At 40.7% G+C, this 17,295-nt stretch carries 14 protein-coding genes; 6 read left to right on the top strand and 8 right to left on the bottom strand.

Translation table 11 applies throughout. The features are described 5' to 3' along the window. Positions 1-267 precede the first annotated feature (267 nt). Positions 268-2,991, top strand: a complete 2,724-nt coding sequence (gene secA, locus PVK70_RS05525) for a preprotein translocase subunit SecA (protein ID WP_130047122.1) — start codon at positions 268-270, stop codon at positions 2,989-2,991. 98 nt (positions 2,992-3,089) lie between these two features. Beyond that, on the top strand, positions 3,090-3,488 hold the full coding sequence (gene mutT / locus PVK70_RS05520; protein ID WP_130047121.1) for an 8-oxo-dGTP diphosphatase MutT: 399 nt from the start codon (positions 3,090-3,092) through the stop codon (positions 3,486-3,488). Between the two features lie 65 nt (positions 3,489-3,553). Here the strand turns inward: mutT and yacG are convergent, their stop codons facing one another. From yacG to nadC, 8 genes are all read right to left on the bottom strand, one after another. Continuing rightward, the gene (gene yacG / locus PVK70_RS05515; RefSeq protein WP_130043980.1) at positions 3,554-3,763 is read right to left on the bottom strand and encodes a DNA gyrase inhibitor YacG; all 210 of its coding nucleotides are present in this window, start codon (positions 3,761-3,763) and stop codon (positions 3,554-3,556) included. Between the two features lie 7 nt (positions 3,764-3,770). Then, positions 3,771-4,517 carry a cell division protein ZapD gene (gene zapD, locus PVK70_RS05510; RefSeq protein WP_130047120.1) on the bottom strand — a complete coding sequence of 249 codons (747 nt, stop codon included), beginning with the start codon at positions 4,515-4,517 and terminating at the stop codon, positions 3,771-3,773. A gap of 8 nt (positions 4,518-4,525) precedes the next feature. Beyond that, positions 4,526-5,146: a dephospho-CoA kinase gene (gene coaE, locus PVK70_RS05505; protein ID WP_130047119.1), complete on the bottom strand. Its 621-nt coding sequence runs from the start codon at positions 5,144-5,146 to the stop codon at positions 4,526-4,528. Next, entirely contained in the window at positions 5,143-6,054 is a 912-nt protein-coding gene (locus tag PVK70_RS05500; protein ID WP_130047118.1) for a prepilin peptidase, read from the bottom strand. The genes coaE and PVK70_RS05500 overlap by 4 nt, the downstream gene beginning before the upstream one ends. A gap of 104 nt (positions 6,055-6,158) precedes the next feature. Next, the gene (locus PVK70_RS05495; RefSeq protein ID WP_130047117.1) at positions 6,159-7,403 is read right to left on the bottom strand and encodes a type II secretion system F family protein; all 1,245 of its coding nucleotides are present in this window, start codon (positions 7,401-7,403) and stop codon (positions 6,159-6,161) included. Between the two features lie 21 nt (positions 7,404-7,424). Continuing rightward, the gene (gene pilB, locus PVK70_RS05490) at positions 7,425-9,113 is read right to left on the bottom strand and encodes a type IV-A pilus assembly ATPase PilB (RefSeq protein ID WP_130047116.1); all 1,689 of its coding nucleotides are present in this window, start codon (positions 9,111-9,113) and stop codon (positions 7,425-7,427) included. Between the two features lie 3 nt (positions 9,114-9,116). Continuing rightward, complete coding sequence (locus PVK70_RS05485) at positions 9,117-9,548, bottom strand: pilin (protein WP_130047115.1); 432 nt, start codon at positions 9,546-9,548, stop codon at positions 9,117-9,119. Positions 9,549-9,885: 337 nt separating this feature from the next. After that, complete coding sequence (gene nadC, locus PVK70_RS05480; protein WP_165367122.1) at positions 9,886-10,773, bottom strand: carboxylating nicotinate-nucleotide diphosphorylase; 888 nt, start codon at positions 10,771-10,773, stop codon at positions 9,886-9,888. 112 nt (positions 10,774-10,885) lie between these two features. On the opposite strand from nadC, the gene ampD reads away from it, so the two are divergent. From ampD to aceF, 4 genes are all read left to right on the top strand, one after another. After that, positions 10,886-11,455: a 1,6-anhydro-N-acetylmuramyl-L-alanine amidase AmpD gene (gene ampD, locus PVK70_RS05475; protein ID WP_130047199.1), complete on the top strand. Its 570-nt coding sequence runs from the start codon at positions 10,886-10,888 to the stop codon at positions 11,453-11,455. Positions 11,456-11,724: 269 nt separating this feature from the next. Then, the gene (gene pdhR / locus PVK70_RS05470; RefSeq protein ID WP_130047198.1) at positions 11,725-12,495 is read left to right on the top strand and encodes a pyruvate dehydrogenase complex transcriptional repressor PdhR; all 771 of its coding nucleotides are present in this window, start codon (positions 11,725-11,727) and stop codon (positions 12,493-12,495) included. 55 nt (positions 12,496-12,550) lie between these two features. Then, entirely contained in the window at positions 12,551-15,214 is a 2,664-nt protein-coding gene (gene aceE / locus PVK70_RS05465; protein ID WP_130047113.1) for a pyruvate dehydrogenase (acetyl-transferring), homodimeric type, read from the top strand. A 27-nt stretch (positions 15,215-15,241) separates the two neighbouring features. Beyond that, the gene (gene aceF / locus PVK70_RS05460) at positions 15,242-17,137 is read left to right on the top strand and encodes a pyruvate dehydrogenase complex dihydrolipoyllysine-residue acetyltransferase (RefSeq protein WP_130047112.1); all 1,896 of its coding nucleotides are present in this window, start codon (positions 15,242-15,244) and stop codon (positions 17,135-17,137) included. The last annotated feature ends 158 nt before the right edge of the window (positions 17,138-17,295 follow it).

Raw genomic sequence — 17,295 nt, 5'->3', positions numbered from 1 at the left:
TTAGATCTGAATTTTTCAGAATTGAAATCAAACTCTACGGATTTAACTTAGGATTGCTTAACGATATCGCTTATACTTTGTTAATTATTACTTATGATGACTAGCAACACAAGAATCAGAGTAGGCCTTGAAAAATCAAGGGCTGATCCCCATAAGATAAGTATATAAAGAAGTATTTTTCTTAGAGTACATTCTCTAGGCGATTGATTCACATTTCAGAATAAACCGATCAGTAATGATCAAGAGATAAAGAGAAGCAACGGAATCATGTTTTCTAAAATTCTAACAAAAGTTATCGGTAGCCGTAATGATCGAACATTACGCAAACTACGTAAAATCGTAGATCAAATTAATAAGCTTGAGCCGCAATTCGAATCATTACAAGACGAAGAATTGAAAGCGAAAACAATCGAGTTCCGTGCACGTCTAGAACAAGGCGAAGAATTAGACAATTTACTACCAGAAGCATTTGCAACGGTTCGTGAAGCATCAAAACGTTTGTATGGCATGCGCCATTTTGATGTTCAAATGATTGGTGGCATGGTGCTAAACAATAGCCAAATCGCAGAGATGCGTACTGGTGAAGGTAAAACATTAACAGCAACACTACCATGTTATTTGAACGCACTGACAGGAAAAGGTGTTCATGTTGTTACTGTAAATGATTATCTTGCAAAGCGTGATGCTGAAACAAACCGTGAGCTTTTTGAATTCTTAGGAATGACGGTTGGTGTTAACGTACCAAACATGGCTCCACCTGAGAAAAAGCAAGCGTATTTATGTGATATTTTATATGGCACAAATAACGAGTTTGGTTTCGATTATCTACGTGACAATATGGCTTTCCGTGCCGAAGACCGTGTTCAACGTGAGCGCTATTTTGCAGTAGTCGATGAAGTGGATTCAATCTTAATCGATGAAGCTCGTACTCCTCTTATCATTTCAGGTCCTGCTGAAGATAGCTCTGAATTATATACACGAATCAACACCCTAATTCCTCAACTTGTAAAACAAGATGAAGAAGATAGCGAAGAATATCGTGGTGAAGGCCACTACACGCTAGATGAAAAGGGAAAACAAACGCACCTAACAGAAAATGGTCAAGAATTTGTTGAGCAACTTCTAAAAGATGCAGGCTTGATGGAGCAAGAAGATACTCTGTACTCTCCAGCAAACATTAGCCTACTTCATCATATTAATGCCGCTTTACGCGCGCATGTGTTATTTGAAAAAGACGTTGATTACATCGTAAAAGACGATGAAGTTATCATTGTAGATGAACATACTGGCCGTACAATGCCGGGTCGTCGTTGGTCTGAAGGTTTACACCAAGCTGTTGAAGCAAAAGAAGGGGTGAAAATTCAGAACGAAAACCAAACATTGGCTTCTATTACGTTCCAAAACTTCTTCCGTCTGTACGATAAACTGTCAGGCATGACAGGTACTGCTGATACCGAAGCATTTGAATTCCAATCTATTTACGGCCTAGATACGGTAGTTATACCAACAAACCGTCCGATGGCACGTAATGATATGGGTGATTTAGTCTACATGACTGAAGCCGAGAAATTTGCTGCAATCATTGAAGATATCAAAGGTTGTTCTGAGCGTGGTCAACCTGTACTTGTTGGTACCGTTTCAATCGAGAAATCAGAACTGCTTTCAAATGCACTGAAAAAAGCAAAAATTAAGCATAATGTACTTAATGCTAAATTCCATGAAAAAGAAGCAGATATCGTTGCAAATGCAGGTACATCAAGTGCGGTAACTATTGCAACTAACATGGCTGGTCGTGGTACAGATATTGTTTTAGGTGGTAGCTGGCAGGCAGAGGTTGCAAAACTGTCTGATCCAACAGAAGAGCAAATCAAAGCATTAAAGGCTGCATGGAAAGAAGCGCATGACGCTGTTCTTGCTGCTGGCGGTCTTCATATTATTGGTACAGAGCGTCATGAATCTCGCCGTATTGATAACCAATTACGTGGTCGTGCTGGTCGTCAAGGTGATGCGGGTTCTTCACGTTTTTATCTATCAATGGAAGATGCTTTAATGCGTATCTTTGCATCGGATCGCGTATCTAGCATGATGAAAAAGCTAGGTATGGAAGAAGGTGAAGCAATTGAGCATCCATGGGTAACAAAAGCAATTGAGAACGCGCAGCGTAAAGTTGAAGGCCGTAACTTTGACATTCGTAAGCAATTACTTGAATACGATGATGTTGCTAACGATCAACGTAAAGTCGTTTACGAACTGCGTGATGAGTTAATGAACGTTGATGATATCAGTGAAATGATCGGTTATAACCGTCAAGAAGTTCTTGAAGGGTTATTTGGTCAATATATTCCACCTCAATCTCTTGAAGAAATGTGGGACGTAGAAGGTTTAACGACTCGTCTACGTGCTGATTTTGATTTAGATCTTCCATTGCAAGAGTGGTTGGATAGCGATGATAAACTTCACGAAGATAACTTACGTGAGAAGATCATTGAAGCTTCAATTCAAGTTTACAAAGAGAAAGAAGAGTCAGTAGGCGAATCGGTTCTGCGTAACTTTGAAAAAGCAGTTATGCTACAAACACTTGATGGGTTATGGAAAGAGCACTTAGCTGCGATGGATCATCTACGCCAAGGTATTCATTTACGTGGTTACGCTCAGAAAAACCCGAAACAAGAGTACAAGCGTGAGTCGTTTGAGTTGTTTGAAGGCCTGCTAGATACGTTAAAATATGATGTTGTCTCTATTTTAAGTAAAGTACGCGTGCAGCAACAAGAAGATGTAGAGCGTATGGAAGAGCAGCGTCGCCAACAAGCAGAAGCAGCAGCTCGTCGCCAGCAACTTCAACACCAGAATGCTGAAAACCAATTAGATGATGGTGAATCGTCAGATGAAAACCACACACCAGTTGTTCGAGATGAGCGCAAAGTGGGTCGAAATGAACCTTGCCCATGCGGCTCTGGTAAGAAATACAAACAATGTCACGGTAAGATCTAGTTAATACTTACTGTTATTGATATTAATTGAAAAATAAAAGCCGCTATCATTTAGCGGCTTTTTTTATAAGCGTGATATAGAGATAGGAAAGGCTATACATGAAGCGATTACATATAGTTGCAGCAATCATTTTAAATGCAGAAAAGAACCAAGTCTTTATTACTAAACGCCCAGATAAAGCGCATAAAGGAGGCTTTTGGGAGTTTCCTGGTGGTAAGGTTGAAGTTGGTGAAAGTGCAGAGCAGGCGCTTATTAGAGAGTTGTATGAAGAGATTGGTATTAACTCAACAGAACTCGATTTATTTGAATCGCTAAATCACGATTACCCTGATAAATCACTCTACTTTGATTTTTTCACTGTGACCCAGTTTGAGGATCTGCCTTATGGAAAAGAAGGGCAAGAAGGGTTATGGGTATCAATTTCTGAGCTTAAAGGCTATGATTTTCCTGAAGCGAATGTACCCGTATTAAATAAAGTCATTGAGCTGTTTAGTTAATCATAAGCCATATCGTTTAAGTCGATATAAAAAAAGCGATCCTGATGATCGCTTTTTTATTGGTATTAGTATTGGTCTTCAGACCAACCATCAGAATCTGACATGTCTGGAGCGCCAGGAATCGATTTTTCTTCATCAGCCCATTCACCAAAATCAATCATTTGGCATTTTTTGCTACAGAAAGGACGAAATTGACTTTCTTCGTTCCAAGTAACGGCAGCTTGGCATGTTGGGCATTTAACAATAGTTGGTTGAATGTTGTTTGATTCTGACATGGGTTCCTCAACAGACAGCAAGCGTAAACTCAATGTCTTTTTCGCAATTCTTATTGGTTTCAAAAGACATAAATCGTAACGCAAAACGGCTCTTATGCCCAGAAATCATTGGATAAACCCCTTGCTCAATAGGTATTTCTAAGCGCAGTAAGTTTGCATTTTCCATCTCACTTTGCATAAAGCCATTACGTGCAATTTGTGGCTCGAAACGTGCGGTTTCTCGTGTTAATCGTAGCCATAATGACAACGCATCAGAGAGAGAAAGTAATTGAGACATCCAGTTATGTGTATTTCGGCAACGAACTTCTAAAGGAAGGTGTAACCAATGGTGAAGTGCAGGTAAATCAAAGCAGCAATCGCCACCTGGAATAAAAAATCGTTGTTTTAATCCAGATAGAAAGCGATCTTCTTTTAAAGAGTGGCCAGGTCGAGTCGTTTGCATTAGGTTATAATGAACCTGACTAATTTGCTCTAAAACAGAAAGTAAAGCTGATTGGTCAACACCTTCGATATCCATCCAAGCGCGATATTGCAGACGAAGTTTTTCTAAATCTTTACCCAGTTCGGCTTTGACTTGCACCTGCTCTAAAATATCAAGCATATTAAAAAGAGAACTAAAGAAAACTTGATACTCAAATGGCTGAGTTAGATCAGCAGAATGCCCAAGTTTACGAAATAGAGATTCAATTCGTAAATAAATTCGAGTCCTTTCATTTAAAGGGTGTTCAAACCTTTGCATAGCTGATCCATTCATAGTTGTTATTAATGTTCTTTATTTATAGATGTTTGAGACAATAACAGATATTTATTATGTAGCAGAGCTATTTCACTGTCTAAATCGTAAATAGTGTGATCATTCTTGATTACATCATCAGCAATGGCTAATCGCTCTTCTCGTGAGGCCTGTGAAGCAAGAACCGCTTTAATTTGTTCTATATTTACTTTATCACGATTTGCCGTTCGATTAATTTGAGTTTGCTCCAAAACATCAACAACAAGCACGCGATTTGCTAAATATTGCAATTGATTTTCAACCAATAGCGGAACAACCAATAAGGTGTAGCAGGAGGTTGATAATGAAAGCTGATGCTGCATTTGCTCTCTTATCAGTGGATGAAGTAAATTATTCAGCCATTCTTTCTCGGTTGGATTTGAAAAAATACGCTGTCTTAGCTCTGCTCGATTTAACTGTCCATTTGGTAATAAAATGGATGGCCCAAAATGCTCTGTGATCGACATTAAGCCTTTGGTATTTGGTTCTACGACTTCACGAGCAATGATATCGGCATCAACAATAGAAATCCCGTGATTGTTTTGAAAAGTATTGGCGACCGTGGTTTTCCCACTGCCAATTCCGCCGGTAATAGCAACTACATAACTCATAATGGAAAGCCTAAGATTGTAGTGAAATACCATTGTCCAATTTGTTGTCCCCACAGTAAGCAAACCCAACCGGCAATGGCTAAGTAAGGGCCAAATGGGATTGCTTTATCTAACCCTTTCTTCTGAGCACTTAACATTGCAATACCAATGATCGCACCGACAACAGAAGAAAGTAAAACAACTAAAGGCAATTGCTGCCAACCGAGCCAAGCGCCAAGTGCAGCGAGTAATTTAAAGTCCCCATACCCCATGCCTTCTTTGCCAGTAAGTAATTTAAAGCCCCAATAAATTGACCATAAAATAAGGTAACCAGCCATCGCACCAATGACTGCATCGGTTAAGCTTACCGGACTCCAACCCACTAAGGCTAAATAAAGACCTGACCATAATAAAGGTAAAGTGATTTGATCCGGCAGTAGCATGGTGTCTATATCGATAAACGTTAGGGCGATAAGCACCAAGGTAAATATAACCGCGGCAATGGCAAAGTAAGAAAAAGGAAATAGATAAGAAACCGTAAAGCACATGGTTCCTGAGAGTAATTCAATTGCAGGATAACGAAAACTGATCGGATTACTGCATTGACGGCACTTACCCCTTAATAATAACCAACTAATGACAGGGATGTTGTCATAAAATTTAATTGGAGTATTGCATTTTGGGCAACGAGAGCGAGGAACACTTAAGTTAAATGTTTCTTCTGTTTTCTCTGGCTTATTCTCTGGCTTATTCTCTGGCTTATTCTTTGGCGTTAAGTCAGGAAAGCAATCAATACACTCTTTTTTCCACTCTCTCTCCATCATGATAGGGAGGCGATAAATCACCACATTGAGAAAGCTACCAACCAATAAACCAAATAGGGTAGCAAAGAGAGGAAAAAGCCAAGGGTAGTAATCAAAAACAGCCATGAAAGGACGTCCAAAATGAGATTAAGTATATAGGGCTGATGGTATCAGAATTCCAAAAAATGAAGTAGTGAAGAGTCTTTATTTACGGTTCTACTCTTTATTTTTTAACCAATCACACTCATTAGATTAAAGATAGGCAAGTACATTGATATAACTAAACCACCGATCATTATCCCTAAGAAGAGAATAATAAAGGGTTCAAGAATTTTTCCTAAATTATCAACGGTATTATCAACATCATCTTCATATACAAATGCCACTTTATTCAACATATCGTCTAATTTTCCCGATTCTTCACCAATCATGACCATTTGCAATACCATTTCAGGAAAGGCTTGGGTGTGGCGCATGGCTAAATAGAGGGGCATTCCTGCCGCGGTATTCTGCTGTACTGATTGTATGGCTTCTTGATAATAAAGGTTTCCAGCGGTTTTACTGGTGGTTTGTAAGCTATGTAAAATAGGCAATCCTGAACTAAAACTGGTGGCTAATGTTCGACTAAATTTAGCGATAGCGGCTTTAGACAGTACCGGGCCGATGATTGGGATCTGCAAACAATGTCGATTGATAAACCGACGAAAGGCATAAGATTTTTTGCTTAATAAACGCAGTGAGGCAGTCAGTAATAGTAAGGTTAAGAGAATCCAAAAACCATAATTTTGCAGAAAATGAGAAGCATTGACAACTTGCTGGGTAAACCAAGGCAGTGCGGCGCCAAACCCTTTAAAAATGGCTTCAAATTCTGGAATAACAAACACCAGCATTAAAACGGTAACCGCAATCGCGATAAAAAAAACCATGGTTGGGTATATCATCGCTTTGACGACTTTTGCTCGTAATGCTTCACTCTTTTCTCGGTATTCTGCTAAACGTGCAAATGCGTGCGATAAACTGCCTGTCTCTTCTCCTGTCGCCACTAAATCAATATAAAAAGAATCAAAATGAGAGCAACTGGTAGAGAGTGCTTTTGAAAGTTGAGTTCCCGCCTCTATTGATAAACAGACTTGATTGAGTATGGATTTCATTTCAGCTTTAATATTGTTTTCAGCGATGAGTTGTAATGATTGAACGATAGGAACACCCGCACTAAGCATTGTCGCTAACTGGCGAGTGAAAAGAGTGATGTCTTTTCGTTTAACGGTGTGTTGCATTTTTTCTAAGCTAGAAATTCTGCGCTTTTTAATTTTCTTTATTTGAATGCTTTGCTCATTGAGCTTTGCCCTGACTTCTATTTCGGTGAGGGCAAGTAATTTCCCTGATACTTTTTTCCCCGTGTTATTAATGCCACGCCATTGGAAATTATGTAGGGTTTGCGTTTTTATTTTTATTTTTGTTTTTTGTTTTAGCATGAGAAATGACTTACTTAAGAATTAAAAGTAAAGAACACGAGTAAGCTCTTGTAAGCTTGTCGTGCCATCTTCAAGACGTTTTATGCCTGAGGTTGCAAGATTATCCATGCCTTGGTTAACTGCGATTTGTTCTATTTGTCTTACCGTTGCTCCTTTCAGGATCGCAATAGACAGTTCTCGAGTGAAAGGCATAACTTCATAAATACCAATACGGCCTGAGTACCCATGAGTACATTCATTACAGCCCTCAAGCCGAGCTTTAAAAACAGTACTTAATAAATCGATTCCGTACTCTTCCCTTGTTTCTGAGCTGAGGTTGTCAATCTCTTTACAGTGGGGACAAAGTCTTCTTGCTAAGCGTTGGGCGATAATTAAGCTAAGAGAAGAGGCAAGGTTGAAGTTCTCTATTCCCATATTGCCTAAGCGAACGACGGTTTCTGCTGCAGAATTAGTGTGTAAGGTAGACAGCACTAAGTGTCCTGTTTGGGCTGCTTTTACTGCGATTTCTGCTGTTTCAAGATCTCGAATTTCCCCTACCATAACGATGTCTGGATCTTGTCGTAAAAAAGAGCGTAAGGCATGGGCAAAAGTAAAACCGATTTTAGGTGCGACTTGTACTTGGTTTACTCCATTAAGATTAATCTCAACCGGATCTTCAGCGGTGGATATGTTTTTTTCGGTGGTATTTAAAATGTTTAAACCAGAGTAGAGAGAGACGGTTTTGCCGCTGCCTGTAGGACCAGTCATTAATATCATCCCTTGAGGGCGTTTTAATGCGTTAAGATAAAGTTCTTTTTGTTTGTCGCTGTAGCCTAATTTATCAATATCCAAACTTGCTGCGCTGCTATCTAGCAGACGTAAAACAATTTTTTCTCCCCATAGCGTGGGAAGTGAAGAGACGCGCATATCGATGGATATGTCATTATTCAATTTGAGCTTTATACGACCATCTTGTGGTAAGCGGCGCTCTGCAATATCAAGTTTAGCCATGATTTTTAAGCGAGCAGAAAGACGGCGACTTAAATGTGAAGAGGGCGAACTGTTCTCTACTAAGATCCCATCGCAACGAAAACGCACACGGTAGCTTTCTTCGTAGGGCTCAAAATGAATATCTGAAACCCCTTTTCGGACCGCTTCTAATAAAATTTGGTTAATAAATCGAGTGACAGGGGCATCGTCTTGGCTGAGATCTTCTGTGGCGCTTATCTCATCAAGTGACACATCAACCAGTGAAGCTAGCTCATCTTGAGTTATCTCTTTATGTTGGCTATTGCTTGCTGATAATCCTACACCGTAGACACGACGAATGGCTGCTTGGATCTGTCCTTGATCGGCAAGCATTAATTCAATTTGCTTTCCGCTGGTAAAGCGAAAATCATCTTCTATTTGCGCAATACTAGGATCGGCAACAGCAAGACGAATGGTGCAATTGTCATAACTGACAGGAAGGGCTTGGTAACGAGTAATGAGATCGCGAAGCCCCAACTTTTGACAGGTAGCAACGTAATCAAATTGAGTTACATTGATCACCTCAAGCCCAAAGATTTGAGCAAGGTGACTGACCAGTTCATCAGGAGTAAAGATCCCCTGAGCTAAAAGAGCAGAAGGCACGGTGTGCGCTTCTGCTTGAACTGACTCTATGATGCTGCTTTCTTGCGTCGCGCTGATTAACTCAGCTTGACGCAAGATAGAGGCGAGGTTGGTGTGCATTTATTATGAGCAGCCTTTAGGATGAGCTTTAGTATTAGTTGAATCTGTAGTACAAGTCCATTCACCACCATTAGATCTATTTATTTGTATTGTTTCAGTATTAGCGATGCCTTCGTCAAATGTAACAACAATAGAGCCGGCTGTTGAGGTGGCTCCACTTACAGAAAAACTAATGTCACCGTTAGCGAAACCTGAAGCACCTAAATCTGTTGGACTAGCGCCAGAGGTACCGCTAGGAAAGTTTCCATTTGTAGCAATATAATCTTCAACATTAATTTTTAATGCGCTTACTGTTGCTAAACCTGCACCTAATTCCGCTTTATGTACATAATTTTGATATTGAGGGATCGCAATCGCTGATAACACTCCAATTACTGCAACTACAATCATTAACTCGATTAAGGTAAAGCCTTTCTGTCCTTGACGCTTTTTCATATTTCTCTCCAAGATGAATCAGGGATGATTCGTGATTTATTTAATGGGTAAAATAGTAAAACGAATAGGGATATATGATAGAAAGAAAAGAGAGGCTTTCGAGTGAGTAACAAGTTTGTAATGTGATGAATGTAAAAGTAAAAATCAAATACGATTCACTTCAAAAAGTTATAAATTAAACCTTGTTGCCGATCGCAAGTCTTAATTTAAATACATTCGTTTAACTTATTGGGTAAGCTGTTAATTATGTGAATAATATCAAAGATATAAGAGGGGAATTGTGTAATAAAAAAAGCCAGCAAGTTGCTGACTTTTTGTTTATTGATAATGTGACGATTTACTTAAAACGCATCGATAAATCCATGGCTTTAAGATGTTTTGTTAGTGCGCCAACAGAGATGTAATCAACCCCTGTCTCTGCAAACTCAGCAATCGTATCTAAAGTGACATTACCAGAGTTTTCTAGTGCGGCACGACCAGCGTTAATTTTTACTGCTTCACGCATCATGTCAGTGGTGAAGTTATCGAGCATGATAATGTCAGCCCCTGCATCAATCGCTTGTTGCAGCTCTTCTAAACTTTCAGTTTCAACTTCTACAGGCTTACCAGGGTTAAGTTCTTTTGCTGTTGAAATCGCTTTTTCAATTCCGCCACACGCGATAATGTGATTCTCTTTAATTAAGTAGGCATCAAATACGCCAATACGGTGATTGAAACCACCACCACAAGCGACAGCATATTTTAATGCACTGCGTAAACCTGGAATGGTTTTACGAGTATCAAGCAGGCGACATTTGGTGTGGGCAATTTTTTCAGCGTAGGTTGCTGTTACGGTTGAGCACCCAGATAGGGTTTGAATAAAGTTCATTGCATTACGCTCACCGGTTAATAGTGTGCGAGCAGGGCCTGTTAACGTACAAAGCGTTTGGTTTGGCTCTACGTTATCACCATCTTCTACATGCCATTCAATAGAAACGGTACCGCCTAGTTGTTTAAAGACTTCATCGGCCCACATTTTTCCACAAAACACACCATGTTCACGAGTGATGATGGTTGCTACAGACTGCGTATCTTCAGCAATTAAACTTGCTGTGATATCTGTACTTACCTCTAATGTACCGCCTAAATCCTCACGTAATGTGTCAGAAACCGCACGAGTGATTTCTGCGGGAAGCTGTTGTTTTAAATACTCAAGGCGAGAGGCGCTATCATGGGTTTTGATCATGGTAAGGTCCATTGAATGTGTGAAATAGGATTATGGCGACAATAATACTCGCGCTAGAGCAGAATTTCATCATAAGATACAAAGATTAGTTTAATTTGAACGGGAATAAATGATGATATTCACTTTATCAACAGATCATTGGCTTAATGAAGCAAATCATGTCGTCTCACCATTTTATGACGAGCGTCCTGATGATAAAGATATTTCATTATTGGTTGTCCATAATATCAGTTTGCCACCAGGGCAATTTGGCGGGCCGTATATAGAGCAGTTATTTACAGGAACGTTAGATCCTAATGAACACCCATTCTTTAGCGTTATTTATCAGTTTAGAGTATCAGCTCATTGCCTAATTAGACGAGATGGTAGCGTCATTCAATTTGTCCCATTTAATGCAAGGGCTTGGCATGCAGGGGCATCTTCATTTGCAGGTCGTTCACGTTGTAATGATTTTAGTATTGGTATTGAGTTAGAAGGCACTGATTTTACGGCATACACGCAAGAACAATATGAAAGCCTGGCAGCCGTAACAAACGTGCTACAAGGCGCTTACCCATTGATAAGAGATGAAAGAATTACAGGTCACCAGTATATTGCCCCGTTTAGAAAGAGTGATCCTGGTCTTTCATTTAATTGGAATAAATACCATAAGTTAAGGAAATTGAAGGAGTTAGCGGTATGATTTTTTATTGTTTTTCTTAATTTTGAAGCGGTTTTATTTATTGTGAAAAACTAATTGGTCATACCAATTATAAATATCATGTTTTCTTAATGTTAACTAAAGGTGTAAATCAACTCTGTTCCATGATTCAAATCAACTTTTATCTAGACAAATTCCCTTTTTTAATGATAAATTGCCTCTCAAATTAAATTGGTAATACCAATTATTTAAAGTGACGAATGACTCACGGTAATGTGAGAAGTAATCAACTTAAATTAGGTCGAGCTACGATGACATATCAAAGGATACGTCAGCCAAAGCTGTCTGATGTAATCGAGCAAGAGCTTGAACGGCTGATTTTAGAAGGAACTCTTTCCCCAGGTCAGAAATTACCAGCAGAAAGAGAGTTAGCGAAACAGTTTGATGTCTCTCGCCCCTCAGTTAGGGAGGCGATACAACGTTTAGAAGCGAAGCATTTATTAACTCGTCGCCAAGGTGGTGGCACTTTTGTTAATAAGGGCTTATGGCAAAGTTTTTCAGAGCCGTTGTTAGATTTATTAGCGACGCATCCTGAAACACAATTTGATTTACTCGAATCGCGCCATGCGCTGGAAGGTATTTCAGCTTATTACGCTGCTTTACGTGGTAATGACGAAGATTTTAAGCGGATTAAAGAGTCACATTATTTAATCCAACAAGCACAACAAGATGGGGATATTAAAGCGGAAGCTTCCGCTGTTATGAACTATCTTATAACGGTGACAGAATCAGCGCACAATGTGGTATTACTTCACATGGTACGTAGCCTGGAGCCTTTGCTTGAACAAAATGTATTACAAAATTTTACCCTATTAAATCGTCGTGAATCGGTGGTAGAGAAGGTAAGAGAGCATAGAGCGGAGATTGTAGAAGCGATAGTGTCAGGGAAGCCTGAAGAGGCTCGTTTGGCGTCGCACTCACATCTTGCTTATATTGAAGAAACATTGTTGGAATTGACAAAAGAGGAGAGCCGTAGAGAGTGCTCACTTCGTCGAATTCAACAAAGTAATGATATGGATTAATTCGGTCCATTTCATTGTCACCCTATTTGAACCAACAAATAAAAGGATAGCTCGCATGTCTGACATGAAGCATGACGTTGATGCACTAGAAACTCAAGATTGGTTAGAAGCACTTGAGTCAGTTGTACGTGAAGAGGGTGTTGAACGCGCCCAGTATCTATTAGAGCAAGTTCTTGATAAAGCTCGTTTAGATGGTGTTGATATGGCTACAGGTATCAATACTAACTACATCAATACCATCCCTGCAACGCAAGAACCTGCGTACCCAGGTGATGTTACTCTTGAGCGTCGTATCCGTTCAATTATTCGTTGGAACGCTATCATGATCGTTCTACGTGCTTCTAAGAAAGATTTGGATCTAGGTGGCCACATGGCATCTTACCAATCTGCTGCTGCATTCTACGAAGTATGTTTCAACCACTTCTTCCGTGCTCCTAACGAGAAAGATGGTGGTGATTTAGTTTATTACCAAGGTCATATCTCTCCAGGTATCTACTCTCGTGCATTCGTTGAAGGCCGCTTAACTGAAGAGCAACTGGATAACTTCCGTCAAGAAGTTGATGGTAAAGGTATTCCTTCATACCCGCACCCTAAACTAATGCCTGAATTCTGGCAGTTCCCTACGGTATCTATGGGTCTTGGTCCAATTTCTGCTATCTATCAAGCGCGTTTCCTTAAGTACCTTGATGGTCGTGGTCTTAAAGACACTTCAGCTCAACGTGTATACGCTTTCTTAGGTGATGGTGAGATGGATGAGCCAGAATCTCGTGGTGCAATTTCTTTCGCTGCGCGTGAAAAACTGGACAACCTATGTTTCCTAATCAACTGTAACCTACAGCGTCTAGACGGCCCAGTAATGGGTAACGGTAGCATCATCCAAGAACTTGAAGGTCTATTTAAAGGCGCAGGTTGGAACGTTGTTAAAGTTATCTGGGGTAGCAACTGGGATTCTCTACTAGCTAAAGACACGACTGGTAAGCTTCTTCAACTAATGAATGAAACTATCGATGGTGACTACCAAACATTTAAATCTAAAGATGGCGCATACGTACGTGAGCACTTCTTTGGTAAATACCCAGAAACAGCTGCATTAGTAGCTGACATGACTGACGACCAAATTTTCGAATTGAAGCGTGGTGGTCACGATTCTTCTAAACTGTTTGCTGCATTTAATAATGCAAAAGAAACAGGTGGTAAACCTACAGTAATCCTAGCTAAAACAGTTAAAGGTTACGGCATGGGTGATGCTGCAGAAGGCAAAAACATCGCACACGGTGTTAAGAAAATGGACATGACTCACGTACAATACCTACGTGATCGTCTAGGTCTACAAGACATTCTTTCTGATGAGAAAGTAGCTGAACTTCCTTACTTGACACTGGAAGAAGGTTCTGCTGAATACGAATACTTGCACGCTCGTCGTAAAGCACTACAAGGTTACACGCCTAAGCGTCTACCTAAGTTCACTCAAGAATTTAAAGTGCCTGAACTTGAAGAATTTGCTCCTCTACTAGGTGAGCAAAAGCGTGACATCTCTACAACGATGGCTTACGTTCGTACGTTAAATATCTTACTTAAAGATAAGAACATCGGTAAAAACATTGTTCCTATCATCTGTGATGAAGCGCGTACATTCGGTATGGAAGGTCTGTTCCGTCAGATTGGTATCTACAATCCACACGGTCAGGCATACACTCCTGAAGATAAAGGCATTGTTTCTTACTACAAAGAAGCAACATCAGGCCAAGTGCTTCAAGAAGGTATCAATGAATTAGGTTCAATGGCGTCTTGGGTTGCTGCTGCAACATCATACAGCACTAACGATCTTCCAATGATCCCATTCTACATCTACTACTCAATGTTCGGTTTCCAACGTATTGGTGACATGGCATGGCTAGCGGGTGACCAACAAGCACGTGGTTTCCTATTAGGTGCTACTGCTGGTCGTACAACGCTAAACGGTGAAGGTCTACAACACGAAGATGGTCACTCACACATCATGGCAAACACAGTTCCTAACTGTATTTCTTATGACCCAACGTTTGCTTACGAGCTAGCGGTAATCATGCAAGACGGTATCCGTCGTATGTATGGTGAGAACCAAGAAAACATTTACTACTACCTAACAGTAATGAATGAAAACTACGCAATGCCAGCAATGCCAGAAGGCGCTGAAGAAGGCATCCGTAAAGGTATCTACAAGCTTGAATCTCACGCTGGTGCTAAAGCTAAAGTTCAGTTAATGAGCTCTGGTACTATCATGAACGAAGTACGTAAAGCGGCACAAATCCTAAGTGAAGAGTACGGCGTAGCGTCTGATATATTCTCTGTAACATCGTTCAACGAATTAACTCGTGACGGTCAAGATGCAGAGCGTTACAACATGCTACACCCAGAAGCAGAAGCGAAAGTACCGTACATCACAACCGTTCTTGGTAACGAACCAGCAATCGCTGCGACAGATTACATGAAGAACTACGCTGAACAAGTACGTGCATTTATGCCAACTGAATCTTACAAAGTACTTGGTACTGATGGTTTTGGTCGTTCAGACAGCCGTGAGAACCTACGTCGTCACTTCGAAGTTAACGCAGGCTACGTAGTTGTTGCTGCTCTAACTGAATTAGTGAAACGTGGTGATATTGAGAAATCTGTTGTTACAGAAGCTATTGCTAAATTCAATATCGACACAGAAAAAACTAACCCGCAATACGCATAAGACGTCCATTAATTAAGGAAACAAACAATGACAATCGAAATTAATGTACCTGACATCGGTGCAGATGAGGTTGAAGTAACTGAGATTCTAGTTAAGGTCGGTGACCGAGTTGAAGAAGAGCAGTCACTAATCACTGTTGAAGGCGATAAAGCTTCAATGGAAGTTCCTGCGTCTCAAGCGGGTATCGTTAAAGAGATCAAAATCTCTGAAGGCGATTCAGTAACAACAGGTTCTCTTATCATGATCTTTGAAGCAGAGGGTGCTGCGGCACCTGCTGCTCCAGTAGTTGAAGCGGCTCCAGTAGCTGAAGCGGCTCCAGTAGCTGCTCCTGCTGCTGCATCAGTTGCCGAGCTTAAAGAAGTTCACGTTCCAGATATCGGCGGTGATGAAGTTGAAGTAACTGAAATCATGGTTGCTGTTGGCGATACAGTAGAAGAAGAGCAATCTCTTTTAACTGTTGAAGGCGACAAAGCATCGATGGAAGTACCTGCGCCATTCGCTGGTACAGTGAAAGAAATCAAAATCGCTTCTGGTGATTCAGTATCTACTGGTTCTCTTGTGATGATCTTTGAAGTTGCAGGTTCAGCACCTGCTGCAGCTCCTCAAGCGGTAGCAGCACCAGTTGCAGCGGCTCCAGCAGTATCTGCTGAGAAAGAAGTAAACGTTCCAGATATCGGCGGTGATGAAGTTGAAGTAACTGAAATCATGGTTGCTGTTGGCGATACAGTAGAAGAAGAGCAATCTTTAATTACTGTTGAAGGCGACAAAGCATCAATGGAAGTTCCTGCTCCGTTCGCTGGTACTATCAAAGAGATTAAGATTGCTGCAGGCGATAAAGTATCGACTGGCTCTCTAATCATGACGTTTGTTGTTGAAGGCGCAGCACCTGCAGCACCTCAAGCTGCGGCGGCCCCTGTTGCACAAGCTGCACCAGCACCAGTAGCTGCGGCTTCTGCTCCTGCAACTACGAGCGAATTTGAAGCGAACAACGATTACGCTCATGCGTCTCCAGTTGTACGTCGTCTTGCTCGTGAATTTGGCGTAAACCTAGCTAAAGTTAAAGGTACAGGTCGTAAGAACCGTATCCTTAAAGAAGATGTTCAAGGTTTCGTTAAAGATGCACTTAAACGTCTTGAATCTGGTGCAGCAGCATCTGGTAAAGGTGGTGACGGTTCAGCGCTTGGTTTACTTCCTTGGCCAAAAGTTGATTTCAGCAAGTTTGGTGAAACTGAAGTTCAGAAGCTTTCTAAGATCAAGAAGATTTCTGGTGCAAACCTACACCGTAACTGGGTGATGATCCCTCACGTTACACAGTGGGATAACGCAGACATCACTGAGCTAGAAGCATTCCGTAAAGAGCAGAATGCAATCGAAGCGAAAAACGACACAGGCATGAAGATCACGCCACTTGTGTTTATCATGAAAGCGGTTGCGAAAGCACTTGAAGCGTTCCCATCGTTTAACTCTTCTTTATCTGAAGATGGCGAAAGCATCATTCTGAAGAAGTACGTAAACGTAGGTATCGCTGTTGATACGCCAAACGGTCTTGTTGTTCCTGTATTTAAAGACGTGAACAAGAAAGGTATTTACGAGCTATCTGAAGAGCTTATGGCTATTTCGAAGAAAGCGCGTGCTGGTAAGCTAACGGCGTCTGATATGCAGGGTGGTTGTTTCACAATCTCAAGCCTTGGTGGTATCGGTGGCACAGCATTTACACCAATCGTAAATGCACCAGAAGTAGGTATCCTAGGGGTATCTAAGTCTGAGATTAAACCTGTATGGAATGGCAAAGAGTTCGCTCCACGCCTACAGCTTCCACTGTCTCTGTCTTATGACCACCGTGTTATTGATGGCGCAGAAGGTGCTCGTTTCATTACGTTCTTAAACAGTGCCTTATCTGACATTCGTCGCCTAGTACTGTAATTAGCGGTTATTGAAACAAACAATAAGGTGGCTAATGAGCCACCTTATTGCTTAATAAATTAGGGGATTAACCTCTTAATTTGAATTTATTAAAGCAATTTGCGGTGATTTCAATGTTCCTATCTTTGAACATACAAACGTGAATTGTTGTCTAGCTC

The sequence above is a fragment of the Aliivibrio sp. A6 genome, from assembly GCF_028765505.1.
In the GTDB taxonomy this organism is placed as follows: domain Bacteria; phylum Pseudomonadota; class Gammaproteobacteria; order Enterobacterales; family Vibrionaceae; genus Aliivibrio; species Aliivibrio finisterrensis_A.
Note: the sequence above shows the minus strand (reverse complement) of the source record. Positions and strands in the feature narration are given on the sequence as shown.

Bases quoted from the DNA above. Each gene is read 5' to 3' on its own strand.
- secA (WP_130047122.1), top strand. From the start codon at position 268: ATGTTTTCTAAAATTCTAACAAAAGTTATCGGTAGCCGTAATGATCGA.
- mutT (WP_130047121.1), top strand. From the start codon at position 3,090: ATGAAGCGATTACATATAGTTGCAGCAATCATTTTAAATGCAGAAAAG.
- yacG (WP_130043980.1), bottom strand. From the start codon at position 3,763: ATGTCAGAATCAAACAACATTCAACCAACTATTGTTAAATGCCCAACA.
- zapD (WP_130047120.1), bottom strand. From the start codon at position 4,517: ATGAATGGATCAGCTATGCAAAGGTTTGAACACCCTTTAAATGAAAGG.
- coaE (WP_130047119.1), bottom strand. From the start codon at position 5,146: ATGAGTTATGTAGTTGCTATTACCGGCGGAATTGGCAGTGGGAAAACC.
- PVK70_RS05500 (WP_130047118.1), bottom strand. From the start codon at position 6,054: ATGGCTGTTTTTGATTACTACCCTTGGCTTTTTCCTCTCTTTGCTACC.
- PVK70_RS05495 (WP_130047117.1), bottom strand. From the start codon at position 7,403: ATGCTAAAACAAAAAACAAAAATAAAAATAAAAACGCAAACCCTACAT.
- pilB (WP_130047116.1), bottom strand. From the start codon at position 9,113: ATGCACACCAACCTCGCCTCTATCTTGCGTCAAGCTGAGTTAATCAGC.
- PVK70_RS05485 (WP_130047115.1), bottom strand. From the start codon at position 9,548: ATGAAAAAGCGTCAAGGACAGAAAGGCTTTACCTTAATCGAGTTAATG.
- nadC (WP_165367122.1), bottom strand. From the start codon at position 10,773: ATGATCAAAACCCATGATAGCGCCTCTCGCCTTGAGTATTTAAAACAA.
- ampD (WP_130047199.1), top strand. From the start codon at position 10,886: ATGATATTCACTTTATCAACAGATCATTGGCTTAATGAAGCAAATCAT.
- pdhR (WP_130047198.1), top strand. From the start codon at position 11,725: ATGACATATCAAAGGATACGTCAGCCAAAGCTGTCTGATGTAATCGAG.
- aceE (WP_130047113.1), top strand. From the start codon at position 12,551: ATGTCTGACATGAAGCATGACGTTGATGCACTAGAAACTCAAGATTGG.
- aceF (WP_130047112.1), top strand. From the start codon at position 15,242: ATGACAATCGAAATTAATGTACCTGACATCGGTGCAGATGAGGTTGAA.